The sequence below is a fragment of the Flavobacterium keumense genome (genome assembly GCF_029866485.1).
In the GTDB taxonomy this organism is placed as follows: domain Bacteria; phylum Bacteroidota; class Bacteroidia; order Flavobacteriales; family Flavobacteriaceae; genus Flavobacterium; species Flavobacterium keumense.
Genome location: NZ_CP092332.1, coordinates 273199 through 297230, shown reverse-complemented (window position 1 = coordinate 297230; position 24032 = coordinate 273199). Strand labels below are relative to the sequence as shown.

The 24032-nt window shown below is 33.9% G+C and carries 22 protein-coding genes and 1 pseudogene; 11 read left to right on the top strand and 12 right to left on the bottom strand.

All coding sequences use genetic code 11. The features are described from left to right. The first annotated feature begins 84 nt into the window (after window positions 1–84). A complete protein-coding gene (locus MG292_RS01305) occupies window positions 85–1071 on the top strand; it encodes a PorP/SprF family type IX secretion system membrane protein (protein ID WP_264534492.1) in 987 nt (328 codons plus the stop codon). Between the two features lie 9 nt (window positions 1072–1080). Then, entirely contained in the window at window positions 1081–1596 is a 516-nt protein-coding gene (locus tag MG292_RS01300) for a gamma carbonic anhydrase family protein (RefSeq protein WP_264534493.1), read from the top strand. 8 nt (window positions 1597–1604) lie between these two features. Here MG292_RS01300 and murI read toward each other — a convergent pair whose 3' ends face one another. The 8 genes and pseudogenes from murI to MG292_RS01260 form a co-directional block, all read right to left on the bottom strand. Continuing rightward, window positions 1605–2381, bottom strand: a complete 777-nt coding sequence (gene murI, locus MG292_RS01295) for a glutamate racemase (RefSeq protein WP_264534494.1) — start codon at window positions 2379–2381, stop codon at window positions 1605–1607. A gap of 113 nt (window positions 2382–2494) precedes the next feature. Continuing rightward, window positions 2495–2995, bottom strand: a complete 501-nt coding sequence (locus MG292_RS01290; RefSeq protein WP_264534495.1) for an OmpH/Skp family outer membrane protein — start codon at window positions 2993–2995, stop codon at window positions 2495–2497. A gap of 20 nt (window positions 2996–3015) precedes the next feature. After that, complete coding sequence (locus MG292_RS01285; protein ID WP_319799844.1) at window positions 3016–4215, bottom strand: OmpH/Skp family outer membrane protein; 1200 nt, start codon at window positions 4213–4215, stop codon at window positions 3016–3018. 30 nt (window positions 4216–4245) lie between these two features. Continuing rightward, on the bottom strand, window positions 4246–6951 hold the full coding sequence (bamA, locus tag MG292_RS01280; RefSeq protein WP_413614229.1) for an outer membrane protein assembly factor BamA: 2706 nt from the start codon (window positions 6949–6951) through the stop codon (window positions 4246–4248). Further along, window positions 6923–7663 (bottom strand): undecaprenyl pyrophosphate synthase, encoded by a 741-nt coding sequence (locus MG292_RS01275; protein ID WP_264534497.1) that lies wholly within the window; start codon window positions 7661–7663, stop codon window positions 6923–6925. The genes bamA and MG292_RS01275 overlap by 29 nt, the downstream gene beginning before the upstream one ends. 1 nt (window position 7664) lies before the next feature. Then, a pseudogene (gene porG, locus MG292_RS01270) lies at window positions 7665–8350 on the bottom strand (type IX secretion system protein PorG). Window positions 8351–8501: 151 nt separating this feature from the next. Beyond that, the gene (locus tag MG292_RS01265) at window positions 8502–9386 is read right to left on the bottom strand and encodes an NAD kinase (RefSeq protein ID WP_264534499.1); all 885 of its coding nucleotides are present in this window, start codon (window positions 9384–9386) and stop codon (window positions 8502–8504) included. A gap of 21 nt (window positions 9387–9407) precedes the next feature. Next, window positions 9408–10067 carry a CBS domain-containing protein gene (locus MG292_RS01260; protein WP_264534500.1) on the bottom strand — a complete coding sequence of 220 codons (660 nt, stop codon included), beginning with the start codon at window positions 10065–10067 and terminating at the stop codon, window positions 9408–9410. 114 nt (window positions 10068–10181) lie between these two features. Between MG292_RS01260 and MG292_RS01255 the strand changes: the two genes are divergently transcribed. From MG292_RS01255 to serB, 7 genes are all read left to right on the top strand, one after another. Then, window positions 10182–10895, top strand: a complete 714-nt coding sequence (locus MG292_RS01255) for a pyridoxine 5'-phosphate synthase (protein ID WP_264534501.1) — start codon at window positions 10182–10184, stop codon at window positions 10893–10895. Between the two features lie 98 nt (window positions 10896–10993). Continuing rightward, window positions 10994–11755 (top strand): alpha/beta fold hydrolase, encoded by a 762-nt coding sequence (locus MG292_RS01250; RefSeq protein ID WP_264534502.1) that lies wholly within the window; start codon window positions 10994–10996, stop codon window positions 11753–11755. A gap of 7 nt (window positions 11756–11762) precedes the next feature. Then, window positions 11763–12107: a phage holin family protein gene (locus MG292_RS01245; RefSeq protein WP_264534503.1), complete on the top strand. Its 345-nt coding sequence runs from the start codon at window positions 11763–11765 to the stop codon at window positions 12105–12107. A gap of 116 nt (window positions 12108–12223) precedes the next feature. After that, window positions 12224–13549 (top strand): trigger factor, encoded by a 1326-nt coding sequence (locus MG292_RS01240; RefSeq protein WP_264534504.1) that lies wholly within the window; start codon window positions 12224–12226, stop codon window positions 13547–13549. Between the two features lie 128 nt (window positions 13550–13677). Then, entirely contained in the window at window positions 13678–14349 is a 672-nt protein-coding gene (gene clpP, locus MG292_RS01235) for an ATP-dependent Clp endopeptidase proteolytic subunit ClpP (RefSeq protein WP_264534505.1), read from the top strand. 98 nt (window positions 14350–14447) lie between these two features. Further along, window positions 14448–15680 carry an ATP-dependent Clp protease ATP-binding subunit ClpX gene (gene clpX / locus MG292_RS01230; protein ID WP_264534506.1) on the top strand — a complete coding sequence of 411 codons (1233 nt, stop codon included), beginning with the start codon at window positions 14448–14450 and terminating at the stop codon, window positions 15678–15680. A gap of 375 nt (window positions 15681–16055) precedes the next feature. Continuing rightward, a complete protein-coding gene (gene serB / locus MG292_RS01225; RefSeq protein WP_264534507.1) occupies window positions 16056–17291 on the top strand; it encodes a phosphoserine phosphatase SerB in 1236 nt (411 codons plus the stop codon). 208 nt (window positions 17292–17499) lie between these two features. Here the strand turns inward: serB and MG292_RS01220 are convergent, their stop codons facing one another. From MG292_RS01220 to MG292_RS01210, 3 genes are all read right to left on the bottom strand, one after another. Further along, the gene (locus MG292_RS01220) at window positions 17500–17847 is read right to left on the bottom strand and encodes a hypothetical protein (protein ID WP_264534508.1); all 348 of its coding nucleotides are present in this window, start codon (window positions 17845–17847) and stop codon (window positions 17500–17502) included. Between the two features lie 86 nt (window positions 17848–17933). Next, on the bottom strand, window positions 17934–18239 hold the full coding sequence (locus tag MG292_RS01215) for a DUF4279 domain-containing protein (protein ID WP_264534509.1): 306 nt from the start codon (window positions 18237–18239) through the stop codon (window positions 17934–17936). Window positions 18240–18333: 94 nt separating this feature from the next. Beyond that, window positions 18334–19851: a GH3 auxin-responsive promoter family protein gene (locus MG292_RS01210; RefSeq protein ID WP_264534510.1), complete on the bottom strand. Its 1518-nt coding sequence runs from the start codon at window positions 19849–19851 to the stop codon at window positions 18334–18336. 197 nt (window positions 19852–20048) lie between these two features. Here MG292_RS01210 and MG292_RS01205 point away from each other — a divergent pair, with 197 nt between their 5' ends. Then, entirely contained in the window at window positions 20049–20843 is a 795-nt protein-coding gene (locus MG292_RS01205; protein ID WP_264534511.1) for a DUF2797 domain-containing protein, read from the top strand. A 160-nt stretch (window positions 20844–21003) separates the two neighbouring features. Here the strand turns inward: MG292_RS01205 and sppA are convergent, their stop codons facing one another. Further along, a complete protein-coding gene (gene sppA / locus MG292_RS01200) occupies window positions 21004–22764 on the bottom strand; it encodes a signal peptide peptidase SppA (RefSeq protein ID WP_264534512.1) in 1761 nt (586 codons plus the stop codon). Between the two features lie 128 nt (window positions 22765–22892). Here sppA and folK point away from each other — a divergent pair, with 128 nt between their 5' ends. Then, window positions 22893–24029, top strand: coding sequence for a 2-amino-4-hydroxy-6-hydroxymethyldihydropteridine diphosphokinase (gene folK, locus MG292_RS01195; protein ID WP_264534513.1), 1137 nt, complete (start codon window positions 22893–22895; stop codon window positions 24027–24029). Window positions 24030–24032 lie beyond the last annotated feature (3 nt).

Below are 24032 nucleotides of genomic sequence, written 5' to 3'. Positions count from 1 at the left end.
TTTCTTTGAATCGTTATATTTGATAATTAAAAACAATACTATTATAATAGTAACGTTAATTTAAAAATCAAATTTTTCTAAAGAGTGTATAATAAGTTAAAATTTTTGCTTCTTGTTTTTTTAATTCCGTTTTCTTCCAAAGCGCAAGAAGGAATACCAGTGTACTCGGATTATTTGACTGACAATTATTATCTTTTACATCCTTCAATGGCAGGAGCTGCTAATTGTGATAAATTAAGAATAACAGGACGTAAACAATGGTTAGGCCAAGAAGATGCGCCAGAATTGCAAACCATAAGTTTTAATAGTCGAGTTGGAGAAAAGTCAGGAGCGGGAATTATTGTTTTTAATGATAAGAATGGGTATCATTCGCAAAAAGGAGTAAAATTGACTTATGCTCATCACATTATGTTTTCTAGAGATGAGATTGATTTAAATCAGCTTTCTTTTGGTATGAGTGTGGGGTTTATTCAAAGTCAATTGGATGAGACTACTTTTACAGATTATGACCCGATTGTTTTTGGGCAAGTTCAAAAGAGTTCTTACTCAAATGTTGATTTTGGGATGTCGTACAATTTCTTGAATTTTTATGCACATGTTACGATTCAAGGTGCTATTGAAACTCGAAGAGCTTTGTATAGTGATTTTGAAAGTAATAATTTAAGAAAATACTTATTGAGTACAGGATATGTTTTTGGTAATAAAGATACTTTCCTTTGGGAACCTTCCATCTTATTTCAATTGATTGATAAGACGAAAGAAAAATTAATCGACTTTAATATTAAACTTCATAAAGAATTACCTATAGGGACTGTTTGGGGTGGATTGTCTTATAGAAGAAGTTTTGAGGGAGCTCAATATGTAACTACAACAGGAGTTGCAAGCCAAAAGTTGCAGTATATCACACCTTTTTTTGGGGTTAATTATAAAAAATTCATGATTGCTTATACGTATTCAAAAGTTTCGGGACCAGTGTTGTTTGACACAGGAGGTTATCATCAAATTACCTTGGGAATGAATTTATTTTGTAAACGAGAACATTACGATTGTCATTGTCCAGCTATTAATTAATTGTATAGTATGTTAATCAAATCAGTTAATGGGAAATCACCTATAATCCCCGAAGATTGTTATGTTGCTGAAAATGCGACTATTGTAGGAGAAGTAACTCTAGGACATTCTTGTAGTGTTTGGTTTAATGCAGTTATTAGAGGAGATGTTAATTGTATTACTATAGGTGATAAAGTGAATATTCAGGATGGAGCTGTTATTCATTGTACGTATCAAAAACATCCTACTGTTATAGGGAATAATGTATCTATTGGTCACAATGCGATTGTTCATGGTTGTATTATCAATGACAATGTTTTAATTGGTATGGGAGCTATTGTGATGGATAACTGCGTCATAGAAAGTAATTCAATTGTAGCAGCGGGTTCTGTAATTACTCAAAATACTATAGTAGAATCAGGAACTATTTGGGCAGGAGTTCCAGCTAAAAAGGTGAAAGATATCAATCAATCTGATTTTGCAGGTGAAATTGAACGTATTTCAAATAACTATGTAATGTATTCTAATTGGTTTAAAGAAGAATAGTTTTCTTTTTAAAAATCAATTTGTTCCACTGTATATTTTCCATTTAAAATTTCTAATAATACTTTTGGATTTGTGTTAGTATAAAAAATAGGTTCAGGTGTTTGCAAATTGGAAACGCCTACTTTTTCTTCTAATACCTTTTGTGTTTGTCGGGCAACTGCCTGACCTGAATCGATTATTTGAATGTGTTCGGGTAGTATTTTCTTAATTTGCGGAATCAAATATGGATAATGACTACAACCTAATACTAAATAATCAATATTGGCATCAATCATTGGTTGTAAATAGGAGTGGAGTAAATCTTCCATTTCTGGCGAATTGATTTTACCTCCTTCAATAAGTTGAACTAAACCGTGTCCTACCTGTTCCATGATTGTAGTATCTTGATACATTTCGGTTGCTTTGTGGAATAATTCACTATTAAGTGTTCCTTTGGTTGCTAAGATTCCAATAGTTTGTGTTTTCGAATTAGTTGCTGCAGGTTTTATGGCGGGTTCAATTCCAATAAAAGGCACATTGTATTTAGCTCTTAATTCTTGGATGGCATTTGTCGTAGCAGTATTACAAGCTACGACAATCAACTTACAATTCATTTTAAGCAGAAAATCAGTATTTTTCATGCTCAAATCAATTATTTCTTGTTTTGATTTTTGACCATAAGGAGCATTTATACTATCAGCTAAGTAGATGGTTTTCTCATTGGGAAGTAATTGGTGTATTTCTTGCCAAATAGAGGTGCCTCCAATGCCAGAGTCAAAAATTCCGATAGGTTGGTTATTCTCCATAGAAACAAAGTTACGAGCTACAATTTAAATTTCCTACATTTATATTGGATCAAAAAAAAACTGCTCGCCTAAATTATAGTAACGAGCAGTTTTGTATTTTTATTTGGTTTATTTTAGAAACCTAAATCTTTTTTTACATCAGCAGTCAAATTTGGACCATCAGCTAATAAAAGAGAAGAACCGTCTAATACGTATTGGAAACCTTTTGCTTTTCCTACTTTCTGAATAGAAGCTCGTACTTTTTCCATCAATGGTTTTACAATATCAGATTCTTTCTGTTGTAATTCTTTTTGAGCGTTATCTCTAAAGTCAACTATTCTTTTTTGCATGTCTTGCACCTCTTTAGAGCGTTCGCCATTTACAGCTTCAGTTACAGTCGCAGCTTCAGCTTCGTATTTTTTTAATTTTCCTTGATATTCTTCCACCATTTTTTTGTAATCAGCATCATAAGTAGTGCTTAATTTTTCTAATTGTTTTTGAGCATCTAACATAGCGGGCATTTTAGCCATGATTTCATTTACATCTACATGAGCCGTTTTTGCTTGAGCATTAATAGTTTGATTTGCTCCTAAGATTAGTATTGTAGCGATTACTAAAGTCTTGATTTGTTTCATTGTTTTAAGGTATTTAATAATTAATTTTTGTTTGTATTTGTTTTTAACTTCTCTTCAGCTGCTTTTCTTGCAGCTGCTTTTTCTTCAATAATTTTATTTCTCTTTTCCTCTAGTGCTTTTTTGTTTTCTTCTATAATTCGTTTGCGCTCTTCTAGAGCCTTTTGCTTTGCTACTGCTTGTTTCTGTTTGGCTTCTTCTATTTTAATTTTTGTAGAATCGACAGTTACAGTAGGTGCTTTTTCAGAAACCATGCCATTTTTTTTAGCTTCCCTATCTTCAATTGCTTTCTTTCGTTTTTCTTCTAACGCTTTTTTGTTTTCCTCAATAACTTTTTTACGTTCTTCAATTGCTTTTTGTTTTTCTTCGGCCTGCTTTTTTTTGGTTAATTCAGCAGCCTCTATTTTCTCTTGCGCTAGTTTAGTTGTTTCAGGGTTTACTCCAACTGAGCTTACACCAGAGGTGTTATTTTTTTTAGCTTCTTTTTCTTCGGCTAGTTTTTTTCTTCGTTCTTCAAATTCTTTTTTCTTTGTTTCTTGCTGTAATTTTCTTTCAGCTATTATTTTTTCTCGAGCAGCTTTCTTTTCGTCTAAAAGTTTTTGTCTTTCTTTTAGATTAGGATTTTCATTCAGTTCATCTTCTTTCTTTTCTTTTTCTTCTATCTCTTTTTGTTGTTTCTTAGAAAGCTGGTCTCTTTTTTCGGTTCTGTTTAAGACACGTAAAACTTGGTCACTGATGTCAAATCGTTTGGCTGCAAAAAGCATTGTTAAATCGGATGATTTATCAAAAATAAAATCAAATTGTTTGGCTTCTGCAATATCTTGAACCGTTGTAAAAACTTGATCTTGAATAGGTTTGGCTAAAACCATTTTTTGTTGGATTAAATCGCCATTAGCTCCAAATCTTTTTTGTTGAAAGTCAATTAGTTCTTTTTCTAAAAATTTGATTTCAGTTTCTCTCTCTTCAATAAGTTCTTTAGTCAAAAGCGGTTTTTCTATTTTTAGTGCATCAACAAGCTTTTGTATTTCATTTTTTTTAGTTTCAATTTCTTGTTTCCATTTTTGAGCTTTTTGTTCTAATTGATTTTGAGCTTCATTGTAATTGGATACATTTTGTAAAATGTATTCCATATCTATATAACCTATTTTGGGACTTTTTGTTTGTGCCTTAGCACCAAAAGATCCAATCAGGGTTAAAAATAGAAATAAAAATTGTTTTCTCATAACTTGATGTTTTAGAAAATGCAACTATTTTTAGAATTGCTGTCCAATTATAAAGTGTGTTTCCCATCCATTTGGAGTAGTTTGTCCTGGAAGCGCATCAAAGCCTTTGCCAAAATCAATTCCTAATAAACCAAATGCCGGCATAAAGACTCTTAATCCTAGTCCTGCTGATCGATTTAAAGAAAACGGTGTGAAATTCTTGAAGGAATCGTATGCAGAGCCTGCTTCTAAAAAGGCTAAAGCATAAATTGAAGCAGAAGCTTTTAGTGTTATTGGATATCTTAATTCCATTGAGAATTTATTGTATACGGTTGCTCCAACTTGCTCTCCATTACTGTTTATTGGTGTTAGAGAGTTATTAGGATATCCTCTTAGTTGAATAGTTTCTCTACCATCCATAGCGTACATAGCCATACCATCCCCACCTAGGAAAAATCTTTCAAAAGGAATTGCACCTCTATTTTGATTGTAAGCTCCCATAAATCCAAATTCAGAAAGACTTCGAAGAACTAATTTACCATAAATTTTTGTATACCAATCTGCTTTGAATTTTATTTTATAGTATTCAAGCCAATTAAATTTCTTTTGATCAACTTTAGCAGGATCTGCTGCGGCGTCTTGATAATTTGCTACACTATTTGGGAACGGATTCGTACTACTAGGTACAGCAGCTAAATAATCTCCTTCGTTTACTTGTATTCCATTAGCTCCTGTATAAGTGGTTCCGGTGTATTTGTATTTGTAAGCCTCTTGATTCCCAAGATTTGAATAATCTATTTTATTGAATAGCGAATACGGAGGAGTTAGTTTTGCAGTAATACTAAATTCAGAACCATAAGTAGGGAATATAGGATTTACACCTTTATTATTTCGAGTTAAACCAATCGTATAAGCAAAATTTCTTGAAGTACCATTTCCAAAAGTAAATAGTCCGGTATTGTAGTTATTTAAATCATAATGTTGATAACTGATGGCTTGAGACAAAACAAAGAAATCATCAGGAACGGTTAATCTTTTTGCTAGTCCTACTGATAAGGTAAGTATATTAAAACTCTTAGTTTTATCTACTTTGTATGTAATGTAATTGTTTAAAAATTGTTTAGTATAGGATAATGAAGAGCTAAATTGAACTGGTTTTTTTCCTCCAAACCAAGGTTCAGAAAATGAAGCACTGTAGGTTTGAAAATAGGTACTTGCTTGTAAACGTAATGATACTTTTTGACCATCACCCATAGGCAAAGGTCTGTAGGCTTCTTTTTTCAACATATTTCTTGCTGAGAAATTATTGAAAGATAATCCTAAGGTACCGATGAAGCCACCGCCCCCATAACCACCTTGAAGTTCAATTTGGCTCGCTCCCTTCTCAGTAAGATGGTATTCTATATCCACGGTGCCCGCACCCGAATCTACGTTCTTGAACTTTGGGTCAATAGTTTCTGGGTCGAAAAAACCAAGTTGTCCAATCTCACGAATGGTTCTCACAAGCTCTTCTTTGCTGTATTTTTCTCCAGGTTTGGTTCGCAATTCACGATAAATAACATGATCGTTTGTTTTGTCATTACCCACTACAGATATTTTATTAAAATAAGCAATAGGTCCTTCTGTAACTCTTATTTCAAAATCTATAGTATCATTTGCGGTTTTTACTTCAACAGCGTTAATGCTAGAAAATAAATACCCATTATTTTGGTATAAATTTGTGATGTCTTCACCGTCAGGTTTTGACTTGTCGGCGATTCTTTTTTCTAACAATACACCATTATATACATCTCCTTTTTTTACCCCTAAAACTTTACTTAAACCTTGATCGGGGTAAACGGTGTTTCCTAAGAATTTAATGTTACCAAAGTAATACTTATTTCCTTCTTCGACTTTGATTTTGACCGCTAAACTATTTTTTTCCTTGTTATACGATACTGTGTCAGAAACTATTCGGGCATCTCTAAATCCTTTTTCTTTATATATATCTATAACTTTTTCTAAGTCTGTTTTGTATTTATCTTTGATAAATTTCGAAGCTTTAAAAATACGAGTAAGTTTTTTTTGTTTTGTATTTTTCATTGCTTTTCGCAATGTTCTATCCGATATTTTTGAATTACCTACAAAATCAATTTCATCTATTTTAACCTTGGTACCTTTGTCAATGTTGAGTACCATATTTACTTGGTTAATAGTGGTAGTATCTACAATAGTGTTGATGGTAACTTTAGTATTGTAATATCCTTCTTTTTTGTATTTATTTTCAATATAATTTTTAGTTGTAGTGATTAAATTTTCATTAACAACTTTATTTTCAGTCAGTCCATTATCTTTAATTAGACTTTCGGTTTTACTTTTCTTTAGTCCTACAAATTTTACTTTGTTTAGTTTAGGAAGCTCCTCTAAATGGAGGTCTAAAAAAACACTATCATTTTGAATCTTATTAACATAAAAGGATATTTCATTAAAAAGACCTAGCTTTCCTAGCTTTTTAATAGCACTACTAATCTCTTCTCCAGGAATGCTAATTTCTTTCCCTTTCTCAAGGCCAGTAAAGGTTACAACGGTTTGAGCGTTGAATGTTACTTTGCCAACTATATTTACATCTCCTAAGATATATTTTTTTCCTTGATCAAAAGGGACTCTATCTTGTGCTTTTGCATGAAAAAAACATCCAAAAAACAATAGACATAGGGTTATTTTTATATTTTTTTGTAACACTAAAAAATTATTTAATCTGTTCGCTTGTTTTTCCAAATCTACGTTCTCTTTTTTGATAACTTATAATCGCTTGATAAAGATCTTGTTCTTTAAAATCAGGCCATAAGATATCGGTAAAATATAATTCCGCATAGGCAATTTGCCAAAGCAGAAAATTACTTATTCTATGTTCCCCACTAGTGCGTATTAGCAAATCTACTTCAGGGAGATTTTGTGTGTAAAGATGCTCATTTATAATTGAATCGTCAATAGTGTCTATTGAAATTATATTATTTTTAACTTTATCACTGATTTTTTTGACAGCATTTACAATTTCTTCTCTAGAACCATAGCTTAAAGCTAGTGTTAAAGTAAGCTGTGTGTTGATTGCTGTTTTAGTAATTACCTCTTGAAGTTCTTTTTGTGCACTTTTTGGGAGTAGACTAAGATTTCCAATAGCATTTAACCTAATATTGTTATTCTCTAAAGTAGGAAGTTCTTTTTTTAAAGAGTTAACTAATATACGCATTAACGCTTCGATCTCTAATTTGGGACGGTTCCAATTTTCAGTAGAAAATGCGTATAGAGTAAGGTTTTCAATGCCTAATTTTGCGCAAACTTCAATTACTTTTTTTACCGATTTGGTTCCGTTTTCATGACCTAAAGCGCGCAAAAGTCCTCGCTGTTTTGCCCAACGACCATTGCCATCCATGATAATAGCAATATGCTTAGGAAGTTTATCTTTATCAATACTATTTATTAATTCCATTTTATTCTGCGCAAAAACAAGGTTTATTACCAAACGTATAGGTCATAGTTATACCTGAAAACACGTACCAATCCTTGTTGTTTAAATTTCCAAATTTTAGAGGTTGCCAGTTTTCATTCTTAGGGAAACTACCATCTAGATCGTCTGCAAATGTAAATCGAGCCCCTATTTCTAAACCAAGCACAAAATTAGAAGTTAAATTGGATTTTACACCTAAAATTATTGGTAAAGCGAGTGTTTTTTCTTTTGAATCAAATTCAGCGTGACCATATTTGAAAAATAAGCTATCGTAAAAGCTTAAACTAAGCCCTGTAAAAACATAGGGTGTAAATCGTCTTTCTAGTGGATTGTTGATGTCAAAATTAAAAAAATTAAATTCGATACCCCAGCAAGTTCTTTTATGTTGTTTTGAAACTCAAAACCTCTTAACTTTCGTCCAATTTCTTTAGAATCAGTATCTTTTGCTATTATTTTTGATTGAATATAAGAAAATCGCCAAGAATGTCTGGGTGTTTTATTCCATTTATAAATCAATCCTATTGCAGGGCTATTGGGATTGATATAGGTAGTGGTACCAACATCTCCTATATAGTTGCTTCCGCCAACAAAAACACCCAACTCATTAATTTGAGCTTGAGTACTTATAAAGCAAAAGAAACTTACCAATACATGAATGACTTTATTCATTGAAATAAAAATTGGGTGCAAATATAAGAATTATCAATCCGAAATACTGTTCGTTAAGTAAATGTCATTTATTTCTGAACTTGATAAGCGTAATGTCAATTCAGAATAGATAATTTAAACGAAAGATAGGATTAAATAGTATGAAATCAATTTAATTTCTTTTGTCCTCACCCCAAAGTAATTTGTTGCGCAAGGTTTTTAAGAAAGTCTCTTCTGGAATTTCGATCATATTAATTTCGAAAGGATTCTTTTTGATAATTAAAATGGATTCGTTTTTAACCGTAGTTACTCGGGAGTCAAGCGAAACTAAATATTGGTCTTCGCGACCTGTTACGCGTAGTTTGATTTCGGTATCGTCTGGAATAACAAGAGGTCTAGCGTTTAAATTATGAGGAGCAATAGGGGTAATTACCAAGCTTTTTACCTCCGGAGTTAAAATAGGACCTCCGCAACTCATAGAATATCCTGTAGAGCCTGTTGGAGTAGAAATGATTAAACCATCTGCCCAATACGAATTTAGAAATTCATCGTTCAAATAAGTTTCTATGGTAATCATCGAAGTAGTGTCTTTTCTACTTACGGTGATTTCATTCATAGCAAAATTAATTTCATTGATGGCCTCGTTTTCAGGCGAACAATCTAGCCCAAGTAAGGTTCGTTTGGAAATGCTGTATTTTTTATCGATTACAAATTGTAAGAACGAATCAATATTTTCTTTTTGCACCGTAGCCAAGAAGCCTAATCGACCGGCATTGATACCTAAAATAGGGACTCCAGAATTACGTACTAAAGTAGCGGCTCGCAAAATGGTTCCGTCTCCACCAATACTAATTAATAGATCAAAACTTGCATCTAATTCGGTATGAGAGGAGAACGTTTGGTAGGTTTCATGAATAATATTTTTTTCGTGCAACATTTTAAGAAATGCTGATTCGATAATGAGCTCAATATTGTTCTTTTTAAAAAAAACAAAAATGTCTTTAATAATTGGTTCTGTACTATTGAGGTAATATTGTCCGTAGATGGCTATTTTCATTTGCTATGGATTAACGCGAAGTTAAATATTGAGGTATTTGTCCAAATAATCAGAACGTTCTTTGAGACTATTGATGTAATTATCTTCTTCATGTTCGGATATAATTTCATAATTGTAGCGTCTGAAGGTTTGAATGATATCATTCATAATGCCTAGAGTCACTTTGATAGTAATTTCGATGGTTTCGGTATTTGAATCAGAAACAAAAAGGCCTAATAATTTTCCATTATTGCTTTCTACAATCTGAGTAATTTGGCTCATAGAGTAATCAATCAAGGGTTTTTTTACAATGATGATGCCTCCAGCTTCTTTGATGAACGGCGTTTCATGAAAAAATTTCATAATTTCAGCTAGTTCATAATAGCCCACATAGTGATTGTTTTCGTCCAAAACAGGAACGATATCGGAATGATTTTTACCAAAAACTTCCAAAACATCTAACCAAATCATATTGGTTCTTACAAAAAAAGGTTCCAAAGTGTATTTGTAATCACTAATTTTTTTGTCGCTATCAAAGGTTTCTAAGTCGTCGGCAACAACACTACCAATATATATTCCATTTTCCAAAACTGGAAAATGAGAGAATGTGGTATCCATAAAAAAGTCTTGTACCGCCAAAATAGTTTCTTGGCTGTCAATGGCTCTAAAATCGTTATTGATGTAGTCTGTAATCGCTGTCATAAAATCAATCCTCAATAGTTAATGCAAAATAATCAAAAAAAGGGAGAAACTCCTATCTTTTACTTTGTATTTTTGTATCCGCAAAATAGTTTAATAAACTAATTAGTAGATTTTATGACAAAGTTAAGTGTAAATATCAATAAAATAGCCACTTTACGAAATGCTCGTGGCGGAAATGTGCCTGATTTGCTGAAAGTAGCTACTGATATTCAAAAATTTGGTGCACAAGGCATCACTATTCATCCGCGTCCAGATGAGCGTCATATTCGCTATCAAGATGCGCGCGATTTGAAATCGATTGTGTATACCGAGTACAATATAGAGGGGAATCCGCAACATAATTTTATTGATTTGGTTTTAGAATGCAAACCAGACCAAGTAACTTTAGTTCCCGATGCTATTGGTGCAATAACCTCTTCAGCAGGATGGGATACGGTAAAAAACCAAGTGTATTTGACCGAGATGATTCAAGAATTTCAACGCAACGGCATCCGAACTTCAATTTTTGTGGATCCTGTTCTAGAAATGATTGAAGGAGCAAAAAAAACAGGAACTGACCGAATCGAGTTGTACACAGAAGCCTTTGCACATCAATACGATTTAGGGAACGAAAAAGGGATTGAACCGTATGTAGCTTCGGCAGTTTTAGCCAATGAATTGGGGTTAGGAATCAATGCAGGACACGATTTGAGTTTGGATAACATTCAATTTTTCAAACAAAATATTCCAGGTTTATTGGAGGTTTCCATCGGTCACGCGCTAATTTCCGAAGCCTTGTATCTAGGTTTGGACAATGTGGTTAATATGTATTTGCAAAAATTAAAATAATTGGGGCGTGTCCCTTCGGGTCGGGCTTTCGGCTTTATCTCTCCGTTGCACTACGAGGATATCGCCTTTATCCCTCACGCAGCTCAAAATAATGTAGTATGTTATATTCAAAAATAGAAGGTTCCGGTAAACCACTTTTGATTCTTCACGGATTCTTGGGAATGTCTGATAATTGGAAAACTATGGGAGTGCAATTTGCTTCCGAAGGTTTTGAAGTCCATATTTTGGATTTACGCAATCATGGAAGAAGCTTTCAGTCGGAAGAATTTAGTTATGAACTGATGGTGCAAGATATTGTGCAGTATTGTGCAGCACATCATTTGGAAAAAATTAATGTTGTTGGTCATTCTATGGGTGGAAAAACGGCGATGCTTTTAGCGGCGCGTTATCCTGATTTGGTCGAAAAATTAATTGTGGCTGATATTGGACCTAAATATTATGCACCCCATCATCAAGATATTTTGGCGGGATTGAATGCGGTTGATTTTTCTCAAAAACCAAGTAGGAATGATGTGGAGGGAATACTTTCGCAGTACATTCCTGATTTTGGAACGCGACAATTTTTATTGAAAAATTTATATTGGCAAGAGCCAGGTCAATTGGCGTTCCGATTTAATTTGGCGGTTTTTAATAAAAAAATCACCGAAATTGGTGTTTCTTTGCCAGCGGATTTAGTTTTTGAAAAACCAACACTTTTTATTCGTGGCGGCAATTCAAATTATATTTTGGATGAAGATTTTGAAGCTATCAAAGTACAATTTCCAAAAGCTATTCTTGAAACTATCCCAAATGCGGGTCATTGGCTTCATGCCGAAAATCCTGCGTTGTTTTATCAATTGAGTTTGTCATATTTAAATTAAAAAAGTTATGAAGTTATTAATTAGAATAGTAGTTACCGCCCTTTTGGTGTTGGTTTTGTCTTATTTTATGAAAGGGGTTCGTGTAGATGGGGTAGTTACCGCTTTGATTGTGGCGGTAGTTTTAGGATTATTAAACGCTTTTATCAAACCTGTTTTAGTATTTTTTACGTTGCCCTTTACCATTTTTACTTTAGGTCTATTTTTAATTGTAATTAATGGGATATTAATTTTGGTGTGTACCAAGATTGTAGGAGGATTTCATGTAGATTCGTTTTGGACAGCAACCTTGTTTAGTATCATCCTGTCTATTTCACAATCTATTATGTACAAAATTACGGGAGGATCTAAATAGATACCGCTTTTAAGCACTGTATTTACCCTATTTTTAGATTGAATTAAAAACTTGTTTGGGTTGTAAAAATTTTATAATTTTGCAACCCAATTTTATTATGTAAATTAAAGAACGAGATGGATATCAAAAGAGTAGCTATAGACGCTGTAAATGAAACAATTGTCATGACTGTAGTTCATATGGATTACAAAGGACAAGTAGCAAAAAGAATCAATGAAAAAATGCCTTTAGCTACAATAAAAGGATTTAGAAAAGGACAAGCGCCAAAAGATCTTGTTGAAAAGCACTACGGTAAAGCAATAAAGAAAGAAGAAGTAAAGAAAGTAGTTGATTTAGCTCTTGAACGTTTCATTCAATCTGAAGGATTACAACTTTTAGGTACTCCATTAGCTAAAGTAAATGAAGACTTAGATTGGGATGCTGAGGAATTGGTATTCGAATACGAAATAGGTTTAGTACCAGATTTCACTCTTGATTTAGAAGCAAAAAACAATATCATCAAGTACATCGTTAAAGCAGATGATAAATTAATCGATGGTCAGGTTGCGCGTATCCAAAAACAATTTGGTAAAGCGATTCCTCAAGAAGTAGTAGCTGAAGGTTGTGATGTAACAGGAACTTTTTCAAATGAAGATAAAGGAATCAGCAATAAAACGGTTTTATCGTTAGATGTTTTTAAAGATAAAAAAACAGCTAAAAAATTCATCGGAAAACAAGTAGGTGATGTAGTAACTGTAAATACTAAAGGTTTATTTGAAGACGATCACCAATTGATGGACTACCTTAAAGTGGGACACGATGAGGTGCATTCTTTAGCAGTAGATGTTGACTTTACAATTGAGTCAATCAACTCAACTGAATTAGCTGAATTGAACCAAGAATTGTTTGATAAATTATTTGGTGAAGGAGTTGTAACTTCATTAGAAGATTTAAAATCAAAAATAAAAGAAGATGCTGAAAGCCAATTTGCGCAACAAGCAGACCAAAAATTATTAGGTGATGTAACAGAGTTTTTAATTGATAACACGAAGTTTGATTTGCCAGCTGAATTCTTGAAAAAATGGTTGCAAACTGTTGGTGAGAAAAAATTATCTGCTGAAGAAGCTGAAGTAGAATACGCTCGTTCTGAAAAAGGATTGCGTTTCCAATTGATTGAAGGAAAAGCTTTGGCTCAAAGCAATATCCAAATTACGTTTGAAGATTTGAAATCATTTACTTCAAATGCCATCAGACAACAAATGGCACAATTTGGACAAACCAATCCTACTGACGAAGAAGTTCAAGGAATTGTAGCTAGAGTTTTATCAAATCAAGACGAGGTAAAACGTTTGTCTGACCAAGTGGTTGCTGCTAAATTATTGGAAGTTTTCAAAGAAAAAGCAAACCCAACTACAAAAGAAGTTACTTACGAAGAATTTATTGCTGCTTCATACGGAGAATAAATTCTAAAAAATTGAGTATATTTGAGCGTCAAAAGAATTTCTTTTGGCGCTCTTTATTTTGTTTTAAGCTAAGGTTCTTGTTGAGTACTTTAAACTTTTAAACTTTTAAACTTTTTAAACTAAGAAAAATGAACTACGGTAAAGAATTTAGAAAATTTGCTACAAAGCACCAAGGGGTAAACGCTATGTATTACGATAAAATCGTAGGGGCAATGACTCCAAAAAATATGACTCCTTATATCATTGAAGAACGTCAATTGAATATTTCTCAATTGGATGTGTTTTCACGATTAATGATGGATAGAATTATCTTTTTAGGAACAGGAATCGATGACCAAATTGCTAACATTGTGCAAGCGCAATTGTTATTCTTAGAAAGTGCAGATGCTTCTAAAGATATTCAGATTTATTTGAATTCTCCGGGAGGAAGTGTGTATGCTGGATTAGGAATTTATGATACCATGCAATACATCAAACCAGATGTAGCTACAATTTGTACAGGAATGGCTGCTTCTATGGGTGCGGTATTGTTATGTGCAGGTGCTGCTGGGAAGCGTTCGGCATTGCCACACTCAAGAGTAATGATTCACCAACCTTCAGGAGGTGCTCAAGGAGTAGCTACGGATATGGAAATCAACTTGCGTGAAATGTTAAAATTGAAAGACGAATTGTATAAAATTATTTCACACCATTCTGGACAAACTTTTGAAAAAGTACACGCCGATAGCGAACGCGATTATTGGATGATTGCTGAAGAAGCTAAAGTATACGGAATGATTGATGAAGTTTTAGTAAGATAGCCCCCTAACCCCCAAAGGGGGAATAAAACAACTAACTTAAAATATAGTTTCTCTCTCCCTCCCTTTTGGGGAGGGCTGGGGAGGGGCTCCAAAAATAGATGGCAAAACAAGTATTAGAATGTTCTTTCTGTGGTAGAAAAAAGCCTGAAACCAATTTATTGATTGCGGGTATTGATGCACATATTTGTGATAAGTGTATTGAACAAGCACACGGAATTGTTGTAGAAGAATTAAAATCGGGTGAAAGCTCGAAATTGGTTGGAGACTTAATTCTTAAAAAGCCAAAAGAAATCAGAGCTTTTTTAGATCAGTACGTTATTGGTCAAGACCAAACCAAAAAAGTAATGTCGGTTGCGGTGTATAATCACTACAAACGTTTGATTCAACAGCAATTAGACGATGAGGTAGAGATTGAGAAAAGTAATATTATTATGGTAGGTCAAACCGGAACAGGTAAAACATTAGTGGCTAAAACTATCGCTAAAATGTTGGATGTTCCTTTGGCTATTGTAGATGCTACAGTACTTACCGAAGCCGGTTATGTAGGGGAAGATGTTGAAAGTATCTTGACGCGTTTGCTTCAAGCCGCTGATTATGATGTGGCTAAAGCCGAAAGAGGGATTGTATTCATTGACGAGATTGATAAAATTGCTCGTAAAAGCGATAATCCATCGATAACTCGTGATGTTTCTGGAGAAGGAGTGCAACAAGCCTTGTTGAAACTGTTAGAAGGAACGGTGGTGAATGTACCGCCAAAAGGAGGTCGTAAACACCCCGATCAAAAATTTGTGGAAGTGAATACCCAAAATATTCTGTTTATTGCAGGAGGTGCTTTTGATGGCGTAGAACGTATCATTTCGAAACGATTGAACCGTCAAGCAGTGGGGTACAGTAGTTCGAAAAATGTGGATAATATTGATAAAGACAATTTGCTACAATACATCATTCCTAAAGACATTAAGGATTTTGGTTTGATTCCGGAGATTATTGGTCGTTTGCCTGTTTTAACGCACATGGATCCTTTGGATAAAGCGACCTTGCGTGCTATTTTAACCCAGCCAAAGAATGCCTTGATTAAGCAATATGCTAAATTATTTTTGATGGATGAGGTGGAATTCACGATTACGGATGATGCATTAGATTTTATCGTTGAAAAGGCTTTGGAATACAAATTAGGCGCTCGTGGATTACGTTCGTTATGCGAGGCTATTTTAACCGATGCCATGTATGAACTACCAAGTTCTGAAGATAAAAAATTGGCGATTGATTTAGAATATGCTAAAGAAACCCTGAATAAAAATTTATTGAAGCGATTGGAAATAGCTTCTTAAAAGTTTTCTCAGAAATAATAAAAACCTGTCTAATACAATAGACAGGTTTTTTTGTGGCTATTGCTTTATGAATTACTACTTTTTTAAATGTTGTCCCTACGAGACATTGGAGTAGGGGCGCTATATTGAATACCCAAATTGCATCCCTAACGGGATTTTTTGGAAGTAGTAATAAAATAAAAAGTTTTACTTCAATTTATTTTCCAGAAACTGTCCCGTAGGGACAAAATAGTGGTAATGAAAACAGTATTGGATTATAAAAAGTCCCGTAGGGACGAAATATTTTTTTGTTACAAACACTGAAAAATCAAACATTATTCTTTTTTATCAGCGATAGAATGTCGATTTTTGCCTTTCTAACTAACAACACTACAAATGACCATAGAAGATAAAGAAATTATTTTGTTGAAAGTTTCGGGTCAAGATAAACCAGGTGTAACAGCGGGTTTGACTTCTATATTGGCAACCTATGATGCCGTTATTTTGGATATTGGTCAAGCCGATATTCACGATACCCTTTCATTAGGAATTTTATTTCAAGTCAAAGCGGGGTCTTCTTCAGGACCTGTTTTGAAAGATTTATTATTTAAGGGGTATGAGTTAGGAATTAAAGTGAAGTTTATTCCGATTTCTATTCCCGATTATGAAAATTGGGTAAAAGCACAAAGCAAGCAACGCTATATCATCAATATTTTAGGCGAAGAACTAACGGCGGTTCAACTCGCTGCGGTAACCAAAATCATGTCAGACCAACATTTGAATATTGATTCGATTATTCGTTTAACAGGTCGTACTTCGGTAGTGGAGAAAGAAGAGTATCCGCGTTCTTGTGTGCAATTAGCAGTGACCGGAATTATTGAAGATAAAATAGCGATGACAGCTAGTTTCATGGAAATTTCTAGAACCTTGGATGTCGATATTTCGTTCCAAGAAGACAATATGTACCGCAGAAACCGCCGTTTGGTGTGTTTTGATATGGATTCGACCTTAATTCAAACTGAAGTGATTGACGAGTTAGCTGATTTAGCCGGCGTGGGCGAACAAGTGAGAGCCATAACCGAATCAGCAATGAATGGCGAGATTGATTTTAAAGAAAGCTTCAAAAAACGCATGGCTTTGCTAGAAGGGTTAAGCGAAGAAGTATTGCATAACGTAGCGGTTAATTTACCGATAACTAAAGGCGCGCACCGTTTGATGAGAGCTTTGAAATACTACGGTTACAAAACGGCTATTTTATCGGGTGGGTTTACTTATTTTGGAGAGTATTTGCAAAAGGAGTTGGGAATTGATTATGTTCATGCCAACCAATTGGAAATCAAAGACGGAAAATTAACGGGTAAATACTTAGGCGAAATTGTCGATGGACAAAAGAAAGCCGAATACCTTCAAGCCATTGCGGATAAAGAAGGAATTCATATTAACCAAACTATTGCAGTGGGGGATGGTGCCAATGATTTGCCGATGCTGAATTTAGCAGGTTTAGGAATTGCGTTCCATGCCAAACCTACGGTAAAAGAAAATGCCGCTACTTCAATTTCTAGTTTAGGATTGGATGGAGTTTTGTACCTGTTAGGCTACCACGACCGCCATATTGATATGATGGAAGAATAGCAATTCGATTGATTATAATTATAAAAGCTCAACTTTATGTTGGGCTTGGTTTTTATATAAGGATGTGCAGATTGCAATTTAATGATAAACCATAATTAAATAGTTTACGTACCGATCTAAATTTATTGTATTAGGCATAAATTATAAATCCGTATAATAATTGTAAAACATCACTAAATTTTAATATATTAATAATTACTAGTAACCATTATCTTTCAGATTTTGAGAATAATAATATATAGTATTTTATTACCAAAGAATCTGGTTTTCTACTTATAATTCTTGAAGGCTCTTTTTTAGAAATTCTTTTTATAGCCAACATTTTAGCTTGATAAACACTATATCCTTTAAATTTTAAATTAGTTGAACGTCTAGCATCATTTGCATTTTTCAATAATAAAGGGATATATTTACTATCTCCAGAATTTGCAGCTTCAAATGCCCCTTCAATTATTTCATCTTTTTCATTGCTGTTAAGCAATTTACAAATTTCCTTATCCTTATTACAGGATAGAAAGACTAAAATTATTAATATTATTATATAGTTATTCCTCATAGTTTCAAAAATTAATTACAGAGATGCTCCATATTGACAAAGAAATTTATAAGAAATAAAAAAGTGGAGATAAAATATTAAGGTGTTTATTGCCAACAACTTATGCATAAATTAATATTTAGTTTGCTTAATTGTAATAAGTCATTTGCTGAAAACTCTATGTTACATTGTCCTTCATATTCATAATATAACCATATAGTTACATCTTCATTTTTTATTCCAATATCATTAAGCAATACAATTTTATTATTCAATATTTCGAATACTTTTCGCACTGAATTATCAACAATTTCATACTCCCAATCAATTAATTCAGATGTTGGAATTAACCCTAAAATTCGAGATATTTTATTATAAACTGATTTTGGGCTATTAATTTTTATGACTAACATTTTCACTATTTAAAATAATCTATTACTTTCAACCCAATAGCACAGATTTATAATCTGTACCTATTAAGTAATTTTTTGCTATTAGTATAGCATTTTAGTGGCTCTGTAACCCTTTCAACTGCTCCAAATACTCTCTTTGATTCGATAATCTAGGAATTTTGTGTTGGCCGCCTAATTTATTTCGTTCTTTGAGCCAATCATAAAACAGATGTGGGCGCGCTATATTAATAACCAAAGGATTTAGGGTCATGTTATTGTACCGTTTGGCTTCATAATCAGAGTTGAGGCTTTGCAAAGTATCGTCCAATATCTTTTGAAATTGTGCAATGTCGGTTGGATTTTGTTTGAACTCAATCATCCATTCGTGAGCGCCTTTTTCTTTGCCATCCATAAAAATAGGAGCGACGGTATAATCTACCACTTCCGTTTGGGTGAGTTGACATGCTTTGGCGATAGCCTGATCGGTATTTTCAACCATGAGTTCTTCGCCAAAAACGTTAATGTGGTGTTTGGTTCTGCCCGAAACACGAATTCTATAGGGATTTAGGGAAGTAAAACGAACGGTATCGCCTATTAAATAACGCCACAATCCTGAATTAGTAGTAATCACCACTGCATAATTTTTAAACAATTCCACCTCTGCCAAACGGATTATTTTTTGATTGGGTGTGCCAAAAGTATCCATCGGAATGAACTCATAAAAAATCCCGTAGTCTAACATTAATAATAAATCGCTAGAATCATTCAAATCCTGAATGGCAAAGAAACCCTCAGAGGCATTGTATATTTCGTAGTATTTAAAATCAGACTTTGGAAGTAGTTTTTTATACTGTTCGCGATAGGGTTCAAAACTAACTCCACCGTGAAAATAGACTTCTAAATTAGGCCAAATTTCTAATAAATTCCCTTTGCCTGTTTCTTCTAATAATCGATTCATTAAGACCAAAAGCCAAGAAGGAACTCCCGCAAAACTGGTTACATTTTCGTTTTTGGTTTCATTGATAATAGCAGTTAACTTGGTTTCCCATTCGCTCATCAACGAAATTTTATTACTGGGCGTACTGCTAAATTCAGCCCAAATAGGCATATTTTCAATTAATATAGCCGATAAATCGCCAAAAAAAGTATCCTTGTCTTCATAGATTTGAGAGCTTCCGCCCAAGCGAAGGCTTTTTCCCAAAAACATTTCCGATGCTTCGTTGTTGTTCAAATACAAACACAACAAGTCCTTACTTCCTTTGTAATGACAGTCTTCTAACGCATCATTACTTACGGGGATAAATTTACTTTTGGCATTGGTAGTCCCACTTGATTTGGCAAACCATTTAATTGGGGCATCCCAAAAAACGTTTTGTTCGCCTTGGCGCGTACGTTCAATTAGGGGTTGTAAATCTTCGTAACTGGAAACTGGAACTCGCTCTGAAAAGGTAGTGTAAGAGGTTATCGAACTAAAATCGTATTGAGCTCCAATTACCGTATTCTCTGCTCTCCGAATCAAATTCATCAATAGCTCTTCTTGTACCTCATTGGGGTACTTTAAGAACAATTCGATTTGATGAATCCGTTGCTTTAAAACCCAAGAAGCAATGGAATTAATGATGGGTATGGGCATAGCAATTTATGATTTTAGAATGCTGATTTTAGAATGACAAATACTAACTTTGCGGCTGTATCAAAAATAGTGTTTTTTTGTATAAAAATCTATTCTTATAAATATTGGAGCTTGATTTAGAGGTAAAGCAATAAAAAACAAAGAAATCACACCTCAAATTTGAAATCATCAATCGTTAATCAACAATCATAAATGCTATGACTTACGAAGGGGTATTAACCAAAATGCAAACTGAATTTGGAGCGCCAATCCAGTATTATCTTGTTTTTGAAGACAGCTTTTTGAATGTAAACCAACTATTGGGTAAACCAATGGAAATCAATTTTGTAGGGTTTCAATGTTTGAATTGTGGGAAGAAGAAAAAAATATTCCGACAAGGATTTTGTTATGATTGTTTTTATTCTAGTCCGGCTGTGGGAGATTGGATTATGAAACCCGAATTGAGTACGGCTCATCTCGGAATTGCAGATCGCGATTTGGCTTATGAAGAAAAAGTACAATTGCAACCGCATATTGTCTATTTGGCTTTATCAAGCGAAGTGAAAGTAGGAGTAACCCGAAAAACACAAATGCCTACGCGTTGGATTGACCAAGGAGCAAGTCAGGCAATTGCCATTGTTGAGGTGCCTAATCGGTATTTGGCAGGAATCACTGAGGTGGCTTTGAAAAATCATTATGCCGATAAAACCAATTGGCGAAAAATGTTGACGAATACTTTTGAGACGATTGATTTAGTTGCAGAACGATTGAAAGTAGAACATTTAATTCCCACCGAAGTTCAGGAGTATTTTTACAATCAGAAAATTGATTTGTATGAGATGCAGTATCCTGTTTTGGAATATCCTAGCAAAGTGACTAGTTTGAGTTTGGATAAAACACCTAATTTTCAAGGGAAACTAATTGGAATCAAAGGACAATATTTGCTTTTTGAAGGCGGAACTGTTTTTAATATTCGAAGTTCCGAAGGCTATGTGGTCAAAATTGAGGTATAAAAAAACAGTAATGGGGATGTCCTAAAAGTTCTATTCTTGTCAAACTGAACTTGTTTCAGTTTCTTCTTGTAATTGAATAATTTATTGGATTCCGAAATAAATTCGGAATGACAAAATCCTTTTTTAGGACATCCTCACCTTTTGTTAAATAATTTTTTATTTATTGAATGTTAATTTCAAATGGCATTCGAGCCTGAATTCCTTTGTAGCTTTGAACGCGTTTGATTTCTTCCATTACTTTATAATTTTCCTCGCCAATTTCTTCTTTAATCAAACGTTCTTTGGTTTTAGCAAAAGGTAAATTCTCGAATAAATCTTCAAAATTTTTCTTGTATTCAGGATAATTTTGAGTGGTGTAGGATGTAATTTTTGCTAAACGAGCCGCTTCTTGTATGGCATCGTTTAAGCCTCCAATTGTATCTACTAATCCAATTTTGATAGCGTCTGAACCTGTCCAAACCCTACCTTGTGCAATAGCATCTACTTGTGCAAAAGTCATTTTACGTCCCTGAGCCACGTGAGAAACAAAGGTTTTGTAAATTTGTTCTACACCTTCTGTAGTCACGGCTTTGAATTTTTCGTCTATTGGTGCAAATGGATTGTAGTTTCCTGAATTCTCATGCGTTTTTACTTGTTCAGAATGAATCCCCATTTTATTGGTTAAGCCGCTAAAATTAGGCAGTATTCCAAACACACCAATAGAACCCGTAATGGTATTGTTTTCTGCAAAAATTTTGGTGGCATTACATGCAATATAGTACCCTCCGGAAGCCGCATAATTTCCCATGGAAACGACAACGGGTTTTACTTTTTTAGTCAATTCAATTTCTCTCCAAATCAAATCAGAAGTCAAGGCGTTTCCACCTGGGCTATCAATGCGAAGAACAACCGCCTTTACATCGTCGTTGTTTCTTGCCTCGTTGATTGAACGACGCATCGCCCCTTCGCCAATAATATTGACATCGCCTTCTCCGCTTTGAATTTCGCCTTGCGCATAAATAATCGCAATTTCATCTGTAGCATCCGAAGGAATAGATGTAGTGTTAAATTTACGCGTATAATCAGCTATTGAAACTTTTTCGTATTCGTCTTTAGTATTGACTTTGAGCAATTTTTTAATGGCGTTATGGTATGCATCTTCGTACGCTACGACATCTACTAATTTTTGTGCTTTCGCCATTTCTGGAGTTCGAGCTAAAAGGCCATTTGCAATTTCGTTCAGTTTTTGAACAGATAGGTTTCGGCTTTTGGCAATATCAGTTACTACTGAGTTCCAAATCGAATTCAATAGGGCTGTAATTTGTTCTCTGTTGGCGTCACTCATTTTATTTTCCAAGAAAGGCTCCACGGCACTTTTGTATTTTCCGTGGCGAATTACTTCCATTTTGATACCTGTTTTATCTTGGAAATCTTTGAAAAATAATAAGTCCGAAGACAATCCTTTGAAATCTAAATCACCCACAGGATTGAGATAAATAGTATTGGCAACCGAATTCAGATAGTATTCTTTTTGTGAATAAGTATTGGCATACGCCATAACAAACTTTCCTGATTTTTTAAAATCTTCCAAAGCATCTCTAACGGCTTTACTTTGTGCCATTCCAAGAGAAGAATTGTTGTTTAAAATGGAAATTCCTTTAATATTGTCATCGGTTTTAGCAGCTTCGATTGCATCAATGATATCTGTCAATCCGATGTGCTCTTTATCTGAAAAAGCCGTTACCCATGGGTCAGAATATTTTCCAGCATAGTCATTGTGGATTTCCCCTAAATTCAATTCAATCACCGAGTTTTCTTTGACAGTAACGCTTTCTTCTTCGCCACCAAAAAGGACTCCAATAAGTACGATTCCGAAAAAGAATAACATCGTGAAAACAAAAATACCTACAATGGTAGCCAATACATTTCCTAAAAACTTCATACTAATTTATTTTTCTAATGAGTAGTCATCGGTGTTAAAATGTTACAGATTTTCATTTTTTAAAATCGAAATTTAGTTATTAACACCTCACACAAATATAACATTCTTTTAGTTAATTTGCAGCCATTATGAAATCACAGCATCAGGTCGTTTTATCTATAGGAACTAATCAAGGGAATCGATTGGAAAACATCCAGCAATGTTTGCAATTGATTCATCATGAGGTAGCTACAGTAGTTAAGGTTTCTAAAGTGTATGAAACACCTTCTTGGGGATTTGATAGCGATAATTTTTACAATGCGGCTATTGTAGTGCATACCTTTGATTCGGCAGCCACAATTTTGTCAAAAATCTTGCAAATTGAGCAGCAGATGGGACGCGTGAGAGAAGAAGTATTAGGCTATCAATCTCGTGTTATTGATATTGATATTATTGCATTTGACAGTGAAATTATTAAAACAGAGCATCTGCAGGTTCCTCATCCTTTGATGCAGGAGCGGAATTTTGTCTTGAAACCCATGTTGGATTTGAATTTGGAATGGATTCATCCCGTTTTGAATAATACGGTTGCGGAGATGCTGTCTGCTACTGATGATAAAAGTGAGTGTGTAGCTGTTCAAAGTTTAGAAAGTCCGTTGCGAAAAGTTAGCTTGGAACAGTTTAATTATGTGGCTTTTGAAGGAAATATTGGGGCTGGAAAAACTACTTTGGCAACTAAAATAGCAGAAGATTTTAATGCTAAGTCCGTTTTAGAACGTTTTGCAGACAATCCGTTTTTACCTAAATTTTATAAAGACCAAAACCGATATGCTTTTCCGTTAGAAATGTCTTTTTTGGCCGATAGGTACAAACAATTGTCGGATGATTTGTCGCAATTTGATTTGTTCAAAGATTTTATTGTGGCCGATTATCATATTTTTAAGTCCTTAATTTTTGCAAAAATTACTTTGGCGGATGATGAATATAGATTGTACAGCAATCTATTTCACATCATTTATAAAGAAATGCCTAAGCCGGATTTGTATGTGTATCTGTACCAAAACTCAGAGCGATTGTTGCAAAACATTAAAAAGCGTGGCAGAAGTTACGAACAAGAAATTCCTGCCGAGTATTTGGACAAAATCAACATAGGTTATTTGGATTACATCAAATCACAAACGGATTTGAATATTTTAATCATTGATGTTTCGGATCGTGATTTTGTCAAAAATCATGAAGATTATCTTTTCATTTTGAGTGAAATTCAAAATAAAATAAATTCATAAAAA

What these genes read in the sequence shown, in the direction of transcription:
- MG292_RS01300 (WP_264534493.1), top strand. Translation starts at nt 1,081, where the DNA reads ATGTTAATCAAATCAGTTAATGGGAAATCACCTATAATCCCCGAAGAT.
- murI (WP_264534494.1), bottom strand. Translation starts at nt 2,381, where the DNA reads ATGGAGAATAACCAACCTATCGGAATTTTTGACTCTGGCATTGGAGGC.
- MG292_RS01290 (WP_264534495.1), bottom strand. Translation starts at nt 2,995, where the DNA reads ATGAAACAAATCAAGACTTTAGTAATCGCTACAATACTAATCTTAGGA.
- MG292_RS01285 (WP_319799844.1), bottom strand. Translation starts at nt 4,215, where the DNA reads ATGAGAAAACAATTTTTATTTCTATTTTTAACCCTGATTGGATCTTTT.
- MG292_RS01275 (WP_264534497.1), bottom strand. Translation starts at nt 7,663, where the DNA reads ATGGAATTAATAAATAGTATTGATAAAGATAAACTTCCTAAGCATATT.
- MG292_RS01265 (WP_264534499.1), bottom strand. Translation starts at nt 9,386, where the DNA reads ATGAAAATAGCCATCTACGGACAATATTACCTCAATAGTACAGAACCA.
- MG292_RS01260 (WP_264534500.1), bottom strand. Translation starts at nt 10,067, where the DNA reads ATGACAGCGATTACAGACTACATCAATAACGATTTTAGAGCCATTGAC.
- MG292_RS01255 (WP_264534501.1), top strand. Translation starts at nt 10,182, where the DNA reads ATGACAAAGTTAAGTGTAAATATCAATAAAATAGCCACTTTACGAAAT.
- MG292_RS01250 (WP_264534502.1), top strand. Translation starts at nt 10,994, where the DNA reads ATGTTATATTCAAAAATAGAAGGTTCCGGTAAACCACTTTTGATTCTT.
- MG292_RS01245 (WP_264534503.1), top strand. Translation starts at nt 11,763, where the DNA reads ATGAAGTTATTAATTAGAATAGTAGTTACCGCCCTTTTGGTGTTGGTT.
- MG292_RS01240 (WP_264534504.1), top strand. Translation starts at nt 12,224, where the DNA reads ATGGATATCAAAAGAGTAGCTATAGACGCTGTAAATGAAACAATTGTC.
- clpP (WP_264534505.1), top strand. Translation starts at nt 13,678, where the DNA reads ATGAACTACGGTAAAGAATTTAGAAAATTTGCTACAAAGCACCAAGGG.
- clpX (WP_264534506.1), top strand. Translation starts at nt 14,448, where the DNA reads ATGGCAAAACAAGTATTAGAATGTTCTTTCTGTGGTAGAAAAAAGCCT.
- serB (WP_264534507.1), top strand. Translation starts at nt 16,056, where the DNA reads ATGACCATAGAAGATAAAGAAATTATTTTGTTGAAAGTTTCGGGTCAA.
- MG292_RS01220 (WP_264534508.1), bottom strand. Translation starts at nt 17,847, where the DNA reads ATGAGGAATAACTATATAATAATATTAATAATTTTAGTCTTTCTATCC.
- MG292_RS01215 (WP_264534509.1), bottom strand. Translation starts at nt 18,239, where the DNA reads ATGTTAGTCATAAAAATTAATAGCCCAAAATCAGTTTATAATAAAATA.
- MG292_RS01210 (WP_264534510.1), bottom strand. Translation starts at nt 19,851, where the DNA reads ATGCCCATACCCATCATTAATTCCATTGCTTCTTGGGTTTTAAAGCAA.
- MG292_RS01205 (WP_264534511.1), top strand. Translation starts at nt 20,049, where the DNA reads ATGACTTACGAAGGGGTATTAACCAAAATGCAAACTGAATTTGGAGCG.
- sppA (WP_264534512.1), bottom strand. Translation starts at nt 22,764, where the DNA reads ATGAAGTTTTTAGGAAATGTATTGGCTACCATTGTAGGTATTTTTGTT.
- folK (WP_264534513.1), top strand. Translation starts at nt 22,893, where the DNA reads ATGAAATCACAGCATCAGGTCGTTTTATCTATAGGAACTAATCAAGGG.